This is a genomic window from Roseomonas sp. CAU 1739 (genome assembly GCF_039839775.1).
In the GTDB taxonomy this organism is placed as follows: domain Bacteria; phylum Pseudomonadota; class Alphaproteobacteria; order Acetobacterales; family Acetobacteraceae; genus Neoroseomonas.
Window position 1 is genome coordinate 41,219 of sequence record NZ_JBDOQQ010000011.1, and the last position, 15,182, is coordinate 56,400.

At 69.5% G+C, this 15,182-nt stretch carries 17 protein-coding genes and 2 tRNA genes; 10 read left to right on the forward strand and 9 right to left on the reverse strand.

The features are described 5' to 3' along the window. Positions 1-11 precede the first annotated feature (11 nt). The 3 genes from AAFN86_RS17815 to AAFN86_RS17825 form a co-directional block, all read right to left on the reverse strand. Positions 12-581 carry a DUF2497 domain-containing protein gene (locus tag AAFN86_RS17815; protein WP_347544749.1) on the reverse strand — a complete coding sequence of 190 codons (570 nt, stop codon included), beginning with the start codon at positions 579-581 and terminating at the stop codon, positions 12-14. Further along, on the reverse strand, positions 578-2,113 hold the full coding sequence (locus AAFN86_RS17820) for a TolC family outer membrane protein (protein ID WP_347544750.1): 1,536 nt from the start codon (positions 2,111-2,113) through the stop codon (positions 578-580). The genes AAFN86_RS17815 and AAFN86_RS17820 overlap by 4 nt, the downstream gene beginning before the upstream one ends. A gap of 215 nt (positions 2,114-2,328) precedes the next feature. Further along, positions 2,329-2,985 carry a protein-L-isoaspartate O-methyltransferase gene (locus AAFN86_RS17825; protein WP_347544751.1) on the reverse strand — a complete coding sequence of 219 codons (657 nt, stop codon included), beginning with the start codon at positions 2,983-2,985 and terminating at the stop codon, positions 2,329-2,331. A gap of 107 nt (positions 2,986-3,092) precedes the next feature. Between AAFN86_RS17825 and AAFN86_RS17830 the strand changes: the two genes are divergently transcribed. Continuing rightward, a tRNA-Cys gene (locus tag AAFN86_RS17830) sits at positions 3,093-3,166 on the forward strand. A 59-nt stretch (positions 3,167-3,225) separates the two neighbouring features. Continuing rightward, positions 3,226-3,301 (forward strand) — tRNA-Asn (locus AAFN86_RS17835). 290 nt (positions 3,302-3,591) lie between these two features. Here the strand turns inward: AAFN86_RS17835 and AAFN86_RS17840 are convergent. From AAFN86_RS17840 to phnF, 5 genes are all read right to left on the reverse strand, one after another. After that, positions 3,592-4,743 carry a glycosyltransferase family 4 protein gene (locus AAFN86_RS17840; protein ID WP_347544752.1) on the reverse strand — a complete coding sequence of 384 codons (1,152 nt, stop codon included), beginning with the start codon at positions 4,741-4,743 and terminating at the stop codon, positions 3,592-3,594. A gap of 130 nt (positions 4,744-4,873) precedes the next feature. After that, positions 4,874-5,749, reverse strand: coding sequence for a polyphosphate kinase 2 (gene ppk2 / locus AAFN86_RS17845; protein ID WP_347544754.1), 876 nt, complete (start codon positions 5,747-5,749; stop codon positions 4,874-4,876). 40 nt (positions 5,750-5,789) lie between these two features. Next, complete coding sequence (locus AAFN86_RS17850; protein WP_347544755.1) at positions 5,790-6,239, reverse strand: hypothetical protein; 450 nt, start codon at positions 6,237-6,239, stop codon at positions 5,790-5,792. A 114-nt stretch (positions 6,240-6,353) separates the two neighbouring features. Continuing rightward, entirely contained in the window at positions 6,354-7,496 is a 1,143-nt protein-coding gene (locus tag AAFN86_RS17855; protein ID WP_347544756.1) for an alpha-D-ribose 1-methylphosphonate 5-triphosphate diphosphatase, read from the reverse strand. 4 nt (positions 7,497-7,500) lie between these two features. Then, positions 7,501-8,232, reverse strand: coding sequence for a phosphonate metabolism transcriptional regulator PhnF (gene phnF / locus AAFN86_RS17860; RefSeq protein WP_347544758.1), 732 nt, complete (start codon positions 8,230-8,232; stop codon positions 7,501-7,503). Positions 8,233-8,319: 87 nt separating this feature from the next. On the opposite strand from phnF, the gene phnG reads away from it, so the two are divergent. The 8 genes from phnG to AAFN86_RS17900 all read left to right on the forward strand — a co-directional run bounded on the left by phnG (position 8,320) and on the right by AAFN86_RS17900 (position 14,661). Next, positions 8,320-8,775 carry a phosphonate C-P lyase system protein PhnG gene (gene phnG / locus AAFN86_RS17865; RefSeq protein WP_347544760.1) on the forward strand — a complete coding sequence of 152 codons (456 nt, stop codon included), beginning with the start codon at positions 8,320-8,322 and terminating at the stop codon, positions 8,773-8,775. After that, a complete protein-coding gene (phnH, locus tag AAFN86_RS17870; protein WP_347544761.1) occupies positions 8,772-9,344 on the forward strand; it encodes a phosphonate C-P lyase system protein PhnH in 573 nt (190 codons plus the stop codon). The genes phnG and phnH overlap by 4 nt, the downstream gene beginning before the upstream one ends. Before the next feature lie 3 nt (positions 9,345-9,347). Continuing rightward, positions 9,348-10,433, forward strand: a complete 1,086-nt coding sequence (locus tag AAFN86_RS17875; RefSeq protein ID WP_347544762.1) for a carbon-phosphorus lyase complex subunit PhnI — start codon at positions 9,348-9,350, stop codon at positions 10,431-10,433. Between the two features lie 86 nt (positions 10,434-10,519). After that, complete coding sequence (locus tag AAFN86_RS17880) at positions 10,520-11,368, forward strand: alpha-D-ribose 1-methylphosphonate 5-phosphate C-P-lyase PhnJ (RefSeq protein WP_347544938.1); 849 nt, start codon at positions 10,520-10,522, stop codon at positions 11,366-11,368. Next, positions 11,365-12,150, forward strand: a complete 786-nt coding sequence (gene phnK, locus AAFN86_RS17885) for a phosphonate C-P lyase system protein PhnK (protein ID WP_347544764.1) — start codon at positions 11,365-11,367, stop codon at positions 12,148-12,150. Before AAFN86_RS17880 ends, phnK begins: the two co-directional genes overlap by 4 nt. After that, the gene (gene phnL, locus AAFN86_RS17890; protein ID WP_347544766.1) at positions 12,147-12,845 is read left to right on the forward strand and encodes a phosphonate C-P lyase system protein PhnL; all 699 of its coding nucleotides are present in this window, start codon (positions 12,147-12,149) and stop codon (positions 12,843-12,845) included. The genes phnK and phnL overlap by 4 nt, the downstream gene beginning before the upstream one ends. After that, a complete protein-coding gene (locus AAFN86_RS17895) occupies positions 12,842-13,984 on the forward strand; it encodes an alpha-D-ribose 1-methylphosphonate 5-triphosphate diphosphatase (RefSeq protein ID WP_347544767.1) in 1,143 nt (380 codons plus the stop codon). The genes phnL and AAFN86_RS17895 overlap by 4 nt, the downstream gene beginning before the upstream one ends. After that, positions 13,981-14,661: a DUF1045 domain-containing protein gene (locus tag AAFN86_RS17900; RefSeq protein ID WP_347544768.1), complete on the forward strand. Its 681-nt coding sequence runs from the start codon at positions 13,981-13,983 to the stop codon at positions 14,659-14,661. The genes AAFN86_RS17895 and AAFN86_RS17900 overlap by 4 nt, the downstream gene beginning before the upstream one ends. On the opposite strand, the gene phnN is transcribed toward AAFN86_RS17900, so the two are convergent. After that, positions 14,627-15,178: a phosphonate metabolism protein/1,5-bisphosphokinase (PRPP-forming) PhnN gene (phnN, locus tag AAFN86_RS17905; protein WP_347544769.1), complete on the reverse strand. Its 552-nt coding sequence runs from the start codon at positions 15,176-15,178 to the stop codon at positions 14,627-14,629. The two genes, AAFN86_RS17900 and phnN, sit on opposite strands and share 35 nt — an antisense overlap. Positions 15,179-15,182 lie beyond the last annotated feature (4 nt).

A 15,182-nucleotide genomic window follows, 5' to 3' on the forward strand; every position in this document is an offset into this window, starting at 1 on the left:
CTGCGGCCGCGTCAGGACAGCGCGCGGCCCACCACGCGTTCGATCTCGGCCCGGACCAGGCGCTCGACCATCGCCGGCAGGTGCTGGTCGAGCCAGTCCTTCAGCAATGGGCGGAGTTCCTCGCGCACCACATCCTCGATGCTCGGGCCGGCGCGATGGACCATCGCCCCGCGTTCGGTGCTGACGGCACGCAACAACTGGCTCACCGAGGCGGCTGCGGCGGCGGCAACCGCGGGGGCCAGCAACCCCTCGATGGCAGCCGGTGCCACTTCCGGCACGGGCGCGGGCGCGGGCGCGGCTGCAGGCGATGCGGCCGGCGGCGCCACGACAGCCGGCTCGGGCGGCACGGGGTCGCCAGGCTCGGTCACCATCATCTCCTCGGTCAGCAACAAGGGCTCGGCCCCCGCGTCGGTCGCAGGCGGCGTCAGGCCGGACGGTGCGGTCGATTCCGCCAGCGAGGCCGCCACCTCATCCTCGTTCAGGATGCGCCGGATGGAGGCAAGGATATCCTCCATCGACTGGTCGGATGCGCCCCCGGACGGCGTGCCGCCGGCCGGCGTCGGCGTGCCCGCGCCGCTCATGGCGCCCGGCGTGCCGGCTGGGGCGGCGGGTTCGGGTTGATCGGCACCAGCGGCTGCACGGCGATCACGCCCTGCGGCACCACCGCAGCCTGCGGGACTTGTTCGTTGAAGTCGCCGGTGCCCACCCAGCGATCTCGCACCGCATTGTAGTAGGCGCGCGGATCGTAGATCTGCACGGCCAACCCTAGGTCCTCCGCCGTGAGCCGGCCCAAGGATGAGGTCAGTTCGTACGAGTTCCGGATCAGGTTCGCGAGCGCGGTCACCAGCCGCACTCGGGCGTTGAGCAGTTCCTGCTCGGCATTCAGCACATCGAGCGTGGTGCGGCTGCCGACCACGGCTTCACGCTGCACGCCATCGAGCGCGATTTCCTGGGCGCGGATTTCCGCGCGCGAGCTCTCGACCTGCGCGCGCGCCGTGCCGAGCGCCTCCCAGGTGCGGGTGGCATCCTGTTCGGCGACGCGCCGTGCATCCATCAGCACCTGGCGGGCCTGCTGCGCCTGCTGGCGCGCCTGGCGCACCGCGGAATGTTCGGCGCCGCCCTGGTACAGCGGCACCGACAGGTTCGCGGTGATCTGCGCGCCGGTCTGGCGCGACCCGCGCACGGTGTTGTTGTCGAGGCGGAAGGCCTGGGCCTGGGCACTGACCGTGGGCAGCAATGCGCCGAACTGCAGGTCGATATTGTCCCGCGCGGCGGATTCGCTGAATGTCGCCTCCACCACGGCCGGGCTGTTCGCGATGGCGACGCGGATCGCATCCTGAAGGTTGCGAACCGGCGACTGGATCGGCGGCGGCGGTGTCAGGCGATTGGCATCCAACCCGAAAACGCGCTGGAATTGCGCGCGGGACGCCTGCAAATTGCCCTGCGCCTGATCAAGCTGGAAGCGCGCCTGGGCAAGGCGCGCTTCGGCCTGGGCGACGTCGGTGCGGGTGATTTCACCGACGCGAAAGCGCTCATTGGTGGCTTGCAGCTGACGGACCAGCACCTGCACGTTGTTGGTGTTGAGGCGCACTTCCTCTTGGCTCTGCACCACGGCGACGTATTGCCTTACGCCGTCGAGCAGCACGGTCTGTTCGGTGGCGAGCAGCCGGGCGCGCTGGGCATAGACCTGGTTTTCCGCGCGGCGCGTTGCCGCAGTGGTGCGGCCGCCGCGATACAGCGGCTGGGTCACCGTCGCAGTCACGTTCGCCGTGTTGCGCGGCTGGTCCGTATACAGCGAGAACGGCGTGCCCGCGCTGTCGAAATTCACCACGTTGCCCGCCGCGTCGCGCTGCACGCTGACGGTCGACTGGTTGCGCGTGGACGTATCGGCATAACCGCCGGCCGCGCCGATGATGACGGTCGGGCGCCAGCCCGACAGCGCCTGGGGCACGTTCTCATCCACCGCGCGCGCCTGGGCGCGGGCGGCCAGCAGCGTCGGGTTGTTCGCATAGGCCGCAGCCAGCGCTTCCTGCAAGGTCTGCGCCCAGGACGCGGCCGCTGGCAGCACGGTCAATGCGGCGGAGAGAACCAAGGTCCGACGCAGGCTGGTCATCACGTCCGCAATCCCCCACTGGATGGCGCGCGGCCACGGACACGGTCCGCTCGGCGCCCAAAGTCTAATGTAGGAGTCATATCGCACCGCCACAGGAGGGCGCCAGCCCGGGCTGCCAAAAGAAGTGTGACCGACACCGGCGTGAAACCGCCCGCACATTCATGCGGAGACGTCCCGCCCCGGCGCCGCCAACCGCCCGCGCTGCGTCGAGCCGCTCAGAATGCGAAGGTGGGCGCCGTGGCGAAACCGGGCAACGCCGCGGCATGGGCGTCGAAGTCCACCGTCGTGCTGACCGCCCCACCGGCGCGCCGCAGCAGCAGGGCGCGGCCCGGCGGCCCGCCGGCGAGCCCGATGGCCACCAGCCGGCCACCCTCGACCAGCTGGTCCTGCACGGCGTCGGGCACCGCCTGCACGCCACCCTCGATCATGATGACGTCATACGGCGCACCGGCGGCATGACCTGCGGCCGGGTTGCCCTCGACGACCGTCACGGTACCCGCCGGCACAGTCGCGGCGATGGCGACGCGTGCGGTCGCCAGCAGCACGGGATCCGATTCGACCGCGGTCACGCTGGCCCCGATCGCAGCCATCAGCGCTGCGCCGAATCCTGTGCCGGCAGCCAGCACCAGCGCGCGCTCGCCGCGCCGAAGGCCCGACAACTGCACCAGCCGCGCGAGCACCAGCGGCTTCAGCATCGCCCGCCCACCAGGCAGCGGCACGTCGGCATCGGCATAGGCGCGCGAAGCCATCGCCGCCGGGACGAACCGTTCCCGCGGCAGGTCGCGCAGCGCCGCGACAATGCGCGGGTCCTCGACGCGGTTCGGGCGCAACTGGCCTTCGACCATGAAACGGCGCGCCTCGGCGAAATCCATCTGTGACCGCCCTTCGAATTCGAGCCGGCGTTATAGGTCGGCCGGCACCATCGCGCCAAGCCGGCGCTTGACCCGGCAGCGCGATGCCCCGATAGAAGCGCCCGCGCGGTCCGGTGGCCGAGTGGTCAGGCAAGGGTCTGCAAAACCCTCTACAGCGGTTCGATTCCGCTCCGGACCTCCACCGCGCAGGATGGGTTTACACCGGTGTCGTGCCAGACTATACGCGGCGCCCGGCTCCTTTCCCCGATAGCTCAGTTGGTAGAGCGCGGGACTGTTAATCCCTAGGTCGTAGGTTCGAGTCCTACTCGGGGAGCCACCCTTCCTTCCTCTCGACAGCCAATGTGGTGGCACTGATCCAGCGCAAGGCGTTGTCCTGGCTTGGCGGGACGCCCGTGCCATCGGGCAAAACCCATGACATTTCTGATCTGCCGACGCCCTGTCGCATGCGGCGTTGGCGCCGCATTGGCTGCCACGCATGGCCACGGCGCGGGCCGCATCGGCGGATCGCCCGCGCATGGCGGCGCGTCGCAAATCCGCCGGCCCAGGCATTGCCGCCGGCGCCCGAGGCAAACCCCACGGGCCGATAGCGATCCGCGGGATTGGGCATCAATCCTTGTCGAACAGCACGCCCTGCAGCGTGTCGCACACCGCCTGCCACGAGAATCGATCATGGACCAGGCGGCTGCCATCAGGTCCGCCTGTCGCCTGTGGCCGGGCCATCACCCTCTCGATCGCGTCGATCAGCGAATCCAGATCGGGCTCGAGCGTACGGCGCGGCCCGTCCTCGACGATTCGGCTTTCAATCGCATGGCCCAGGCGCGGATCGAAATATGCGTCGGTCGCGCCGCCGCGCGTGACCACGATCGGCGTCCCACACGCCGCCGCTTCGAGCGGCGGCATGTTGAAGCCCTCGCAGCGATAGGGCGAGACGTAGCAATCGGCCGCGACGTAGAGCGCCTGCATCTGCCGCACCGTCAGGTTGCGCGAAATGAAGGAAAGCCCACGCAGCACCGGTTCGGTGAAATCCCCCGCATGCGGCCCGGCCATGAGGCCCCGCAAGATGCCCTGGCCCTGCCAGCCATAGAGGTCGGACGAATCCTTCAGCGCCAGGCGCAGCCGCGGGTGACGCGGCTTCAGGATGGCATAGGCGCGCAGCAGCAGATCCACACCCTTGTTGCGCGACATGCTGCCGAGCGACAACAGCACGACGGCATCGGGCTCGAAGCGCAGCATGCCGCGCAGACGCTCCCGCTCGGCCGGACTGGCCGGGTGGAAGATGGCCGGGTCGACGCCATGCGGAACGACCGCGACCTCCTGCTCGGTGAAGCCGTATGCCAGGAAGCCGTGCTTCGACCAGGCGGACGGCGTCACGATACGCACGCCGTTGCGGCGCGCCTGCGCGACGCCCAGCCCATCGCGCACCATGCCCTCGATCGAGCCATCCTCGGAGGTTCCAAAGACATGGAGGCGGTCGGTGCGGGCTGCTGAGAAGTCATAGGGGTAGGCAATACGAAAGGTGACGTCGATCGCTTCCGCCGGATCAGGGGCGCGCAGCGCTGCAATCGCCGCGGCCTGCGGCGCATCGAACCCGCCGGAATTGCTGCGGTCGTTCCACTCCGGCCTGAAGAAGGGCAGGTCGATGAAACGCAGCGCCTGTCCTCGTCGCAGCAATTCGAGGATCTGCCATTGATTCACCATGGCGTAGGAATGATTGATCCCGCGCCACCCTTCGACCAGGAGCTTCCGCCCGACTGTCACCTATGCCGCCTGCACCTTCACAACGACCGCATCATGGCGCGGCGACGGCATTTCACCAGTCCGCAATTGCGCGGGTCGCCGGCTGCCCCCGCCGGGGGCGCCGAACCGACGTCGGATGCCGGCCATTCCCTCAAGCCGGTGAGGCGAGGGTATCGGGTACCGGCTTGAACGAATAATCCGGCGGCACATAGCCCGCTGCCTTCTGCCGCTTGGGCAATTCGATCTTCTCGCGCTTGGGCGCCTCATACGGGATGTGACGAAGCAGGTGGCGGATGATGTTCAGCCGCGCGCGCTTCTTGTCGTCGGATTGCGCAACATACCACGGTGCCCAGGCGGTATCGGTCGCGAGGAACATCGCATCCCGCGCGCGGGAATAGTCGTACCAGCGACTATAGGACTTCAGATCCATCCCGGTCAGCTTCCACAGCTTCCGCCCATCGTCGATCCGCGCGGCAAGCCGGCGGGTCTGCTCCTCGGGGCTGACCTCCAGCCAGTATTTCAACAGGATGATGCCGGAATCGACGAAAGCCTTCTCGACCGCCGGCGCCATCTGCAGGAAGCGCTCGACCTGATTGTCGGTGGCGAAGCCCATCACCTTCTCGACGCCGGCGCGGTTGTACCAGGACCGGTCGAAGATCACGACCTCGCCAGCCGCGGGCAGGTGCTGGACGTAGCGCTGGATATAGAGTTGCGACTTTTCACGTTCAGTCGGCGCGGGCAGCGCCACGACGCGAAAGACGCGCGGGCTGACGCGCTCGGTGATCGCCTTGATGGTACCGCCCTTGCCCGCACCGTCACGACCTTCGAAGACGATGCACACCTTGGCGCCGGTCTTCTGAACCCATAGCTGCAGCTTCACGAGTTCGACATGCAGGTCCGCGAGCATCTGCTCATAGGCCTTGCGCGCGAGCCGGCCATCGGCGCGAAAGCGCGGATCCGGCGTATCCGCCACCGAGGCGGGCTTGCCGCCCTTGTCCTTGTCCTTGTCCTTGTGCTTGCTCGTCATGGACATTGCCTCCCCCCTTCTATGGCGTCACCGCGCGCGCCTACTCCGGGTGCTCCCAGGTCAGGTACCAGCCGCAATCGCCCGGCATGCCACCCGGCCAGTCGACGATCTCGACCTTCAACTGGAAGCCCCGCGGGGCGAGTTCCCTGGCATAGAATTCATAGGCGCGCTTGGGGAAGCCTTCGAGCTTCTCGTGCCAATCCTTGGCGTGGGTGGTCAGCGACCGCCCCGAATCCGGCAGCCACTCGGAGGGAAACTGCAGGACCAGCGCCTGCTTCTCCCCATTCTCGACGGCGCGGCGGACGACGGTGGCGATGCGCTCCATCGCCTCGGGCTGGACCTCGCGGGTTTCGAAGGATTGGCGGATCAGGTCGCGTTCCTCCTTCTTCGCGGCGTCCTGGGCGCGGCGTTCATCCTCCGCCCGCTTCCGCTTGTCCGCGATCAGATCCCATATCGCCTGCGCGCTGAGATTGCCGCCCGTCACGCTCATCGGTTTTCTCCATCGCCTGGCGGACCGCCGGAAGGCCCGCCCACCCTGAACAAGTAGGTATCCGACCGGCCCGGCGCCTTGACGAAGATCAAGAAACCAGACGCCAATGCGTGCTCAGGCCGCCATGCGGCCCGCCGTGCCAGGCGCGATCCAGGCCAGCCTGCCCGATGCGAAGACCGCCACCGGCGCCGGCCCCGCCGGATCCACCACCACCACATCGCCGCGCAGGCCGGGGGCGAGCCGCCCGCGGTCGTCCAGCCCGCAAGCCGCGGCCGGGTTGGCCGAGACCAGCGCCCAGGCGCGCGGCAAGTCCAGCACGCCGCGCTTCACCATGGCGAAGGCAGCCTCCAGCATCGCCGGCCAGACGTAGTCGGAGGCGAGTACCGTCACCAGGCCGCGTTCGGCGAGCGGTGCCGCGGAGGCCCAGCCGAGATGGCTGCCGCCGCGCACCACATTCGGCGCCCCCATCACCACATGTTCGCCGGCGGCCCGCGCGTCCGCGGCCACCGCCTCGGCCATCGGGAACTCGCAGATATGTGCGCCAAAGCCGCGGTAGTAGGCGCGGTCCTCCAGCGTGGCATCGTCGTGGCTCAGCACCGGGATGCCGGCCATGCGGGCGGCCTCGGCCAACCGGTCGCGCGCTGCCGGGATCTCGTCGCGCCGCGCCGCGACGGATTCCGCAAGGGTGCGGAACTCACCCGCCTTCATGCCAGCCCGCCCGGCGTACTTCGCCGTCTGCACCGGATCGCCCAGCTTCTTCACGATCGCCATGGTGTGGTCGTTGAAGCCAAGCAAATGCACCGACCCGTCGGCGATGCCCGCCAGCGCATCCTCCAGCGCGTCGAAATTGTCGGCCTCGAAGCGCAGATGCACGCGCAGGTCGGTGGCCGCCTGCGCGCGCGCCGCCGGCAAAGCCGCCTTCAGCGCCCGCCAGGCCGCCAGCGACCGCAGCCCCGGTTCCCACGACAGCGTCACGCCCAGATACGCGGTGGTGATGCCGCAGGCGATCAGTTGCGCGGCGGAATCGCGCAGCGCCAGCCCGACCGGCAGATCGACACCCGGACGCGGCTGCAACTGCCGTTCATGCGCGTCACCGTGGATATCCACCAGCCCCGGAAGCACCAGCAGCCCTGTCGCATCGAAACGCGCGGCGCCCAGGGCGGCGGTTTTCGCCACCACGCCATTGACGAGCGCAAGCGCGCCCTCGGCCATCGCCCCGTCCCGCAGGACGGTGCCGCCGGTCAGTGTCCAATCCATGCGTTCAGGGCTCCACCACCAATTGCACGCGCCCCGCGGCATAGACCGCGATGGTCCAGTCCACCGGCTGCCCCGCCGGATCGACATTGAGGGATTCCGCGACAAGCACGGGACGCGAGCGGGATTGCTGCAACAGATCCGCTTCCTCGGGCGTCGGCAGGCGCGCCGTGATGCGGGAGGATTGGCGGCGATAATCGGGAATGCCGCAGACTTCGAGCGCCGCGGTGATCGAGGCGTTGGTCTCCAGTACCTCGGCGGCCGCGGCGCAGCGCGGCAATGCCAGGTGGTGTGCCCCCAGCACCACGGGGCGCCCATCGGCGAGGCCAAGGCGGTCGATCCGCAGCACAAGCCGCCCGCGGCGGATGCCCAGCGCCTCGGCGAGTTGTGTCTCGGCCGGGATCTCCCCGATTCGCAGTATGCGCCCGGCGGGTTCGCGGTTCTGCCGGCGCAGCAGTTCGGAAAAGCGCGTGCGGGGCCCGAGCCGGTAGTCCACCACATCCTCGGCCACGAAGGCGCCGCGGCCCTGTTCGACGCGGATCAGGCCGCGCGCCTCCAGGTCCTCAAGCGCCCGGCGCACGGTGTGGCGGTTGACGCCGAAGCGGGTGGTCAGCGCGGCTTCGGTCGGCAGGCGTTCGCCGGCGGCCTTGGAGCCGCGGGCGATCTCGCCCTCCATGGTCGCGGCGATCTGTCGCCACAGCGCCACCCCCTGGCCGCGGGCGAGCGGTGCGCCTGTCATCGAAACTTCAACCATCACCGATCATGTCCGTGGGATATCCGTGTGGACTTTCTGGCGGATGGACGTCTAACTGTCTAGACAAATCCGATGACCCAGAACGCACCCCACCCAGACCCCGAGCGCCGCCATTGGATGGCGGTCCTCGCCCGTGCCGAGGCCGAGGCGATTACCGCCCTCCTCGCCCCGCTGCCCGCCTTGCCGCCGCATGAAAGGCTGCGCCCGCCGGAGACCGGATTGGTCATGGTGCGCGGCCGTGCCGGCGGCGATGGCGCGCCGTTCAACCTGGGTGAGATGACCGTGACGCGCTGCGCGGTTCGGCTCGGCGATGCGGTCGGCCACGCCTATGTCGCCGGGCGCGACAAGCGGCAGGCGGAACTCGCCGCCCTCGTCGATGCCGCGTTGCAGGACCCGGCGCGGCGGGACGTTTTCATGGACGGCGTGATCGGCCCGCTCGCCGCGCGCCAGCAGGCCGCACGGGATGCCGAGGCGCGCCGTGCCGCCGCGACACGGGTGGATTTCCTGACCATGCAGACGACGCGATGAGCAGCCTGACCCCCGGCTTCGCCGATCCCGTCCTCGACGGCCAGGCAACGTTCCGCGCCGTGCTGGAGGCGATGAGCCGGCCCGGCCGCGTCCAGCGCGCCGGTGGTGCGTTGCGCCCGCCCGCACCGCTGAACCGGGCGGCGGCGGCGGTGCTGCTGACCCTCGCCGATGCCGATACGCCCTTCGCCCATGATGCAGGGCCGGATGCCGAGGCCTGGCTGCGCTTCCATTGCGGCATGCCGCTTGTGCCGGCGGCTTCGGCGGCCTTCGTGCTGGCCACGGGAGCCGCGCCGGCCTTCTCGGCACTGGCGCAGGGCAGCGAGGAAGAACCGCAGGGCGGGGCAACGCTGGTGTTGCAGGTCGCGGCGCTGGCTGAAGGCGAAGGCTGGCGTCTGACCGGCCCGGGCATCGAACACGAACACCGCCTGCGCGTCGATGGCGCGCCGGCGGGTTTCCTCGCCGCCTGGGCGGCGAACCGCGTGGGGTTTCCATGCGGCGTCGACGTCGTGCTGTGCGCGGGGGACCGGCTCGCCGCCCTGCCCCGCAGCGTCATGATCGCGGAGGGCTGACGCATGTATGTCGCGGTCAAGGGCGGGGAACGCGCGATCAGCGCCGCGCATGCCTGGCTGGACGAAACCCGGCGCGGCGACGTGTCGGTGCCGGAACTCACCATCGCGCAGATCGAACAGCAGATGGGTCTCGCGGTGGAGCGGGTGATGGCGGAAGGGTCCTGCCATGACCGCTTCCTCGCCGCGCTCGCGATCAAGCAGGCCAAGGGGGACCTGATCGAAGCCGCCTTCCTGCTGCGCGCCTATCGCACGACCCTGCAGCGCTTCGGGGCGTCCGAGCCGCTGGAGACATCGCGGATGCGGCTGCGCCGGCGCATCAGCGCGACCTACAAGGATCTCCCGGGCGGCCAGGTGCTGGGCCCGACCTTCGACTACACGCATCGTCTGCTGGATTTCGCGCTGGCCGCGGAAGGCAGCGAGCGTCCAGCGGCGCCAGAAGCATCCGCGCCGGCCGCCGAGGTGCCGCGCGTGACCGAGCTGCTGGCCCGCGAGGGGCTGATGCAGCGCGAGCATGTCGCCGATGACGAGCCGGGCGACCTGACGCGGCAGCCCTTGGCCTTTCCCGCGGAGCGGCCGGTGCGGCTTCAGAACCTCGCGCGCGGTGACGAAGGCTTCCTGCTCGCGCTGGGATATTCGACGCAGCGCGGCTACGGCAACGCGCATCCCTTCGTCGGCGAGATCCGCGTCGGGCACATTGCGGTGGAATTCACCCCGCCCGAACTCGGCTTCCCGATCGAGCTTGGCGAGATCGGCATCACCGAATGCCAGATGGTCAACCAGTTCAAGGGCAGCCGCACCGAACCGGCGCAGTTCACGCGTGGCTACGGGCTGGTGTTCGGCCATGGCGAGCGACGCGCAATGGCGATGTCACTGGTCGATCGCGGATTGCGGGCGCGTGAACTTGGCGAGGACATCACCGCGCCGGCGCAGGATGAGGAATTCGTGCTCTATCACTCCGACAACATCGAGGCGACCGGCTTCGTCGAGCATCTGAAGCTGCCGCATTACGTCGATTTCCAGAGCGAGTTGGAAAACCTGCGCACCATCCGGCGCAGCGCCGAACAGGCGATGCAGGAGGCCGCGGAATGACCAAGCACTACACCCCGCGCGCCGATGGCGCGACCGACACCCCGCGCGCCGATGGCGCGACCGATACCCTACGCGCCTCCGGCGCGATCGAAGGCTACAACTTCGCCTATCTCGACGAAGCGACGAAGCGGATGATCCGCCGCGCACTGCTCAAGGCCGTCGCCATCCCCGGCCACCAGATCCCCTTCGGCGCGCGGGAGATGCCGTTGCCCTATGGCTGGGGCACCGGCGGCATCCAGGTGACGGCGTCGATCCTTGGGCCGGATGACACGCTGAAGGTGATCGACCAGGGCGCGGACGATACGACCAACGCAATTTCCATCCGCCGCTTCTTCACCCGCGTGGCCGGCGTGGCGACGACCGAACACACAGCGGACGCGACCGTGGTGCAGACCCGCCACCGCATCCCCGAACGCGCGCTGCGGGAAGACCAGATCATCGTCTACCAGGTCCCGCAGCCCGAGCCGCTGTTCAAGCTTGAGCCGCGCCGCACCGAGACGAAGCGGCTGCATGCGCTGGCCGATTACGGGCTGATGCATGTACGGCTGTACGAGGACATCGCCCGGCTCGGCCACATCGCCAAGGCCTATGATTATCCGGTGATGGTGAATGGCCGCTACCTGATGTCCCCCTCCCCCATCCCGGCCTTCGACAATCCGAAGATGCACCGCATGGCCGCGCTGCAATTATTCGGTGCGGGGCGCGAGAAGCGCATCTACGCCATCCCGCCCTATACCGATGTGCGCAGCCTGGACTTCGAGGACCATCCCTTCCGCCCGATCCGCGCGCCGCATGTCTGCGCGCTGTGCGGCAGCGGCGACACCTATCTCGATGAGGTGATCACCGACGATGCCGGCGGGCGGCTGTTCGTCTGCTCCGACACCGATTTCTGCGCCGAGCGCCAGGCCGATGCGGCCAAGGAGGCCGCCGAATGACAACGCATGTCTCGCAGGCCCCCGGCCTGACGCCGCTGCTGGAAGCGAAGGGCCTGACCCTGCGCTTCGGCGCCATTCCTGCGCTGATCGATGTCGATATCGACATCACTGCCGGCGAGGTCGTCGCCATCGTCGGTGAATCCGGTTCGGGCAAGACCACGCTGCTGCGCGTGCTGTCGGGCATGATGGCCCCCGATGCCGGCAGCGTGCATTGGCTCGGCCAGGATGTGCTCGCCATGGGCGAGGCCGCGCGCCGTCGCCTGATGCGCACCGAATGGGGCTTCGTGCACCAGAATCCGCGCGACGGGCTGCGGCTGGCGGTCTCGGCCGGCGGCAATGTCGGCGAAAGGCTGATGGCCGTCGGCGCCCGCCACTACGGCAATATACGGGCGCAGGCGCTGTCCTGGCTGTCGAAGGTCGAGATCGACGGCTCGCGCATCGATGACCTGCCGCGCACCTTCTCGGGCGGCATGCAGCAGCGGCTGCAGATCGCCCGCACCCTGGTCACGCACCCGAGGCTGGTCTTCATGGATGAACCGACCGGCGGGCTCGACGTGTCGGTGCAGGCGCGCCTGCTCGACCTGATCCGCTCGCTGTCGCGCGAACTCGGGCTTTCGGTGCTGATCGTGACGCATGACATCGCGGCCGCCAGGCTGCTTGCGGACCGCATCCTGGTGATGCGGCGGGGCCGCGTGGTGGAACAGGGGCTGACCGACCGGGTGCTGGACGATCCGCAGCATCCCTATACGCAACTGCTCGTCTCCTCGGTGCTCGCGGCATGACCCCCGCACTGCGCACCGAAGGTCTGGGCAAGGCCTTCACGCTGCACCTCCAGGGCGGGACGCATATCCCGGTGCTGGGTGATGTCGATCTCGCTGTCCATCCCGGGGAATGCGTCGCCCTGTGGGGGCCGTCGGGGGCGGGAAAATCCACCCTGATGCGCTGCCTCTACGGTAATTACGGCGCCGGCGCCGGTCGCATCATCCTGCGCCATCGCGGGGCTGATCTGGACCTCGCCACCGCCGATCCCCGAACGGTGATCGAGGTGCGGCGGGAGACACTCGGCTACGTCTCCCAATTCCTGCGCGTCATCCCGCGCGTGGCCACGCGCGACATCGTGGCCGAGCCGTTGATCGCCCGCGGCATGAAGCGCGACGACGCGCTGGCCCGCGCCACCGCCCTGCTGCACCGGCTCAACCTGCCCGAGCGGCTGCATGGGCTGCCGCCGGCGACCTTCTCGGGCGGCGAGCAGCAGCGGGTGAACCTTGCCCGCGGCTTCGCGCCCGGCTACCCCGTGTTGCTGCTAGATGAACCGACCGCCAGCCTCGACGGCGCCAACCGCGCCGTCGTGCTCTCCCTGATCAATGAAGCCAAGGCCGCCGGTGCCGCCATCATCGGCATCTTCCACGATACCGAGGTGCGCGAGGCCGTGGCCGACCGCCTGTTCGACGTGCTCCCCCAGCAGGACGCCGCATGACCGACGAAACCATCCTGACCAACGCCTATCTCGTCCTGCCCGACGAGGTGATCCACGGCACGCTGGTGATCCGCGCGGGACGCATTGCCGAGGTGCAGCGGGGCCGCAGCCATGCGTCGGCGGCGCGCGACATGGAAGGCGACCACCTGATCCCCGGTGTCGTCGATGTGCACACCGACAACCTGGAACGCCAGGTGCAGCCGCGCACCAACGCCCGCTGGCCGTCGCGTTCGGCGATGATCGCGCATGACGCGCAATGCGCCGCGGCCGGCGTAACCACCGTGTTCGATGCGCTCTGCCTCGGCGACCTCGGCTTCGACCAGGGACGCGGGCAGACCTTCCTCGACGGCGTCGCCGATCTCGATGCGTTGACCGCGGCCGGCGTGATGCGGTCCGAGCATTTCCTGCATCTGCGCTGCGAATTGCCCGCCGCCGACATGGTGCCGGCGCTTGACCCGGTCGCCGACCACCCGTTGGTGCGCATGGTCAGCCTGATGGACCATTCACCGGGCGTCGGGCAGTACCGTGACATTCCGCGCTACGTCACCATGCGCCGCAAGCAGACCAGCATGACGGTCGAACAGGTGGAAAGCCGCATCGAGGAACTGCTCGCCCAGCGCGAACGCCTCCGCGAGCCTCAACGCGCCTGGCTGCTCAACCGCATCCGCCACCGCGAATTGCCGGTCGCCTCCCACGACGATGATTCGCCCGAGGAAGTGCGCCGCAACCTCGCCGACGGCATCGCCATCAGCGAATTCCCGGTGGCGATGGAAGCCGCCGAGGCAGCGCGCGATGCGGGCGTCGCGGTGATCGCGGGCGCGCCCAACATCGTCCGCGGCGGAAGCCATTCCGGCAATGTGGCGGCGGCCGATCTGGTGCGCGCGGGGGCGGCCGATGCTTTCGCCTCCGATTACGTCCCGGCCTCCATGATCGAGGCCGCCTGGCGCACGGTGGAACAAACCGGCATCACCCTGCCGGCGGCGGTCGCGATGATCGCCGAGGCCCCGGCCCGCATGGCCCGCCTACCCGATCGCGGCCGGTTGGAAGCCGGCTTGCGCGCCGATCTCGTGCAGGTGCGGCCGGTCGAGGACATCCCGGTGGTGCGGCGCGTGTGGCGAGAGGGCAGCCGCGTCGCATGACGCCCCACCGCTTGGCGCTCTATTGGGCGCCGGAGGACGACGATCCGCTGCACGCACGCGGCTCCACCTGGCTCGGGCGCGATGCCGTGCGCGGCGTGGCAGTGGCGCAGCCGGCGATCGGTGGAATCGATCTGGCGCAGGCAACGTCCGACCCGCGTGGCTATGGCCTGCACGCGACATTGAAGCCACCCTTCCGACTGGCCCATGGCTATGTGGCGGCGCGGGACGCGACGGCCGAACTCGCAGCGCGCACCGCGCCCTTCGACCTGCCGCCGCTGTCCGTGCAAGACCTCTATGGCTTCCTCGCGCTGCGCGAGGACGCCCCCTGCCCCGCCCTGCACGCCCTCGCCGATGCGTGCGTCACGGCGCTGGACGATCACCGCACGCCGCCGGATGCTGCCGAGATCGCCCGCCGCCGCCCCGAACGCCTGACCGAATTGCAGCGCGACCACCTGGCCCGCTGGGGCTATCCCTACGTCTTCGAGGAATGGCGCTTCCACGTCACGCTGACGCGGCGCCTCGGAGCCGAGGAGAAGGCGGTGCTGATGCCAGCGGTGACGGCGTTCCTCGGCGAAGCGCCGGGGCGCACACGGCGCGTTTCCGCCGTCAGCCTGTTCGTCCAGCCCGCACCCGGCGCCCCCTTCACGATCGCCGAGCGTCTTCCGCTGCGCGGGTGAGTGCCGCGACGACCCGCGCAGCGCCGTCCTCCGGCGTCGCGTCGTTCATCACCGTGACCACGTCGAGACCCGGCGCCAGCCTCATCTCGCGCGCCAGCCGGGCGGCGATGTCCTCTGGCGTCTCGCGCCCGCGTGCGGCCAGCCGCGCAGCCAGCACGGCGATCGGGGCCGTGACCACCAGCACGCGCAACGCATAGCGTGACGCGGCGTCCGCCAGCACGCTGCGCGACAGGTTCGCCACCACCACCCGCCCTGCGGCAAGATCGGCCTCGATGTCGCGCGGGATGCCGTAGCGCAGTCCGTGGACGTCCCAATGCAGGGCGAAGCCGCCGGCCTCGCATTCCGCCTCGAATTCCGCCACGCCCAGTGGCCGGTGCGCCTCGCCGCCGGCCTCAGCCGGCCGGGTGATGGCGCGTTGGACGAAACGGAAGCGCGGATCGCTGTCCAACTGCGCCCGCGCCAGCTCCATCAGCGTATCCTTGCCCGCCCCGGAAGGCCCGACCACCGCCACCAGCATCACC

Bases quoted from the DNA above. Each gene is read 5' to 3' on its own strand.
- AAFN86_RS17815 (WP_347544749.1), bottom strand. From the start codon at position 581: ATGAGCGGCGCGGGCACGCCGACGCCGGCCGGCGGCACGCCGTCCGGG.
- AAFN86_RS17820 (WP_347544750.1), bottom strand. From the start codon at position 2,113: ATGACCAGCCTGCGTCGGACCTTGGTTCTCTCCGCCGCATTGACCGTG.
- AAFN86_RS17825 (WP_347544751.1), bottom strand. From the start codon at position 2,985: ATGGATTTCGCCGAGGCGCGCCGTTTCATGGTCGAAGGCCAGTTGCGC.
- ppk2 (WP_347544754.1), bottom strand. From the start codon at position 5,749: ATGACGAGCAAGCACAAGGACAAGGACAAGGACAAGGGCGGCAAGCCC.
- AAFN86_RS17850 (WP_347544755.1), bottom strand. From the start codon at position 6,239: ATGAGCGTGACGGGCGGCAATCTCAGCGCGCAGGCGATATGGGATCTG.
- AAFN86_RS17855 (WP_347544756.1), bottom strand. From the start codon at position 7,496: ATGGATTGGACACTGACCGGCGGCACCGTCCTGCGGGACGGGGCGATG.
- phnF (WP_347544758.1), bottom strand. From the start codon at position 8,232: ATGACAGGCGCACCGCTCGCCCGCGGCCAGGGGGTGGCGCTGTGGCGA.
- phnG (WP_347544760.1), top strand. From the start codon at position 8,320: ATGACCCAGAACGCACCCCACCCAGACCCCGAGCGCCGCCATTGGATG.
- phnH (WP_347544761.1), top strand. From the start codon at position 8,772: ATGAGCAGCCTGACCCCCGGCTTCGCCGATCCCGTCCTCGACGGCCAG.
- AAFN86_RS17875 (WP_347544762.1), top strand. From the start codon at position 9,348: ATGTATGTCGCGGTCAAGGGCGGGGAACGCGCGATCAGCGCCGCGCAT.
- phnK (WP_347544764.1), top strand. From the start codon at position 11,365: ATGACAACGCATGTCTCGCAGGCCCCCGGCCTGACGCCGCTGCTGGAA.
- phnL (WP_347544766.1), top strand. From the start codon at position 12,147: ATGACCCCCGCACTGCGCACCGAAGGTCTGGGCAAGGCCTTCACGCTG.
- AAFN86_RS17895 (WP_347544767.1), top strand. From the start codon at position 12,842: ATGACCGACGAAACCATCCTGACCAACGCCTATCTCGTCCTGCCCGAC.
- AAFN86_RS17900 (WP_347544768.1), top strand. From the start codon at position 13,981: ATGACGCCCCACCGCTTGGCGCTCTATTGGGCGCCGGAGGACGACGAT.
- phnN (WP_347544769.1), bottom strand. From the start codon at position 15,178: ATGCTGGTGGCGGTGGTCGGGCCTTCCGGGGCGGGCAAGGATACGCTG.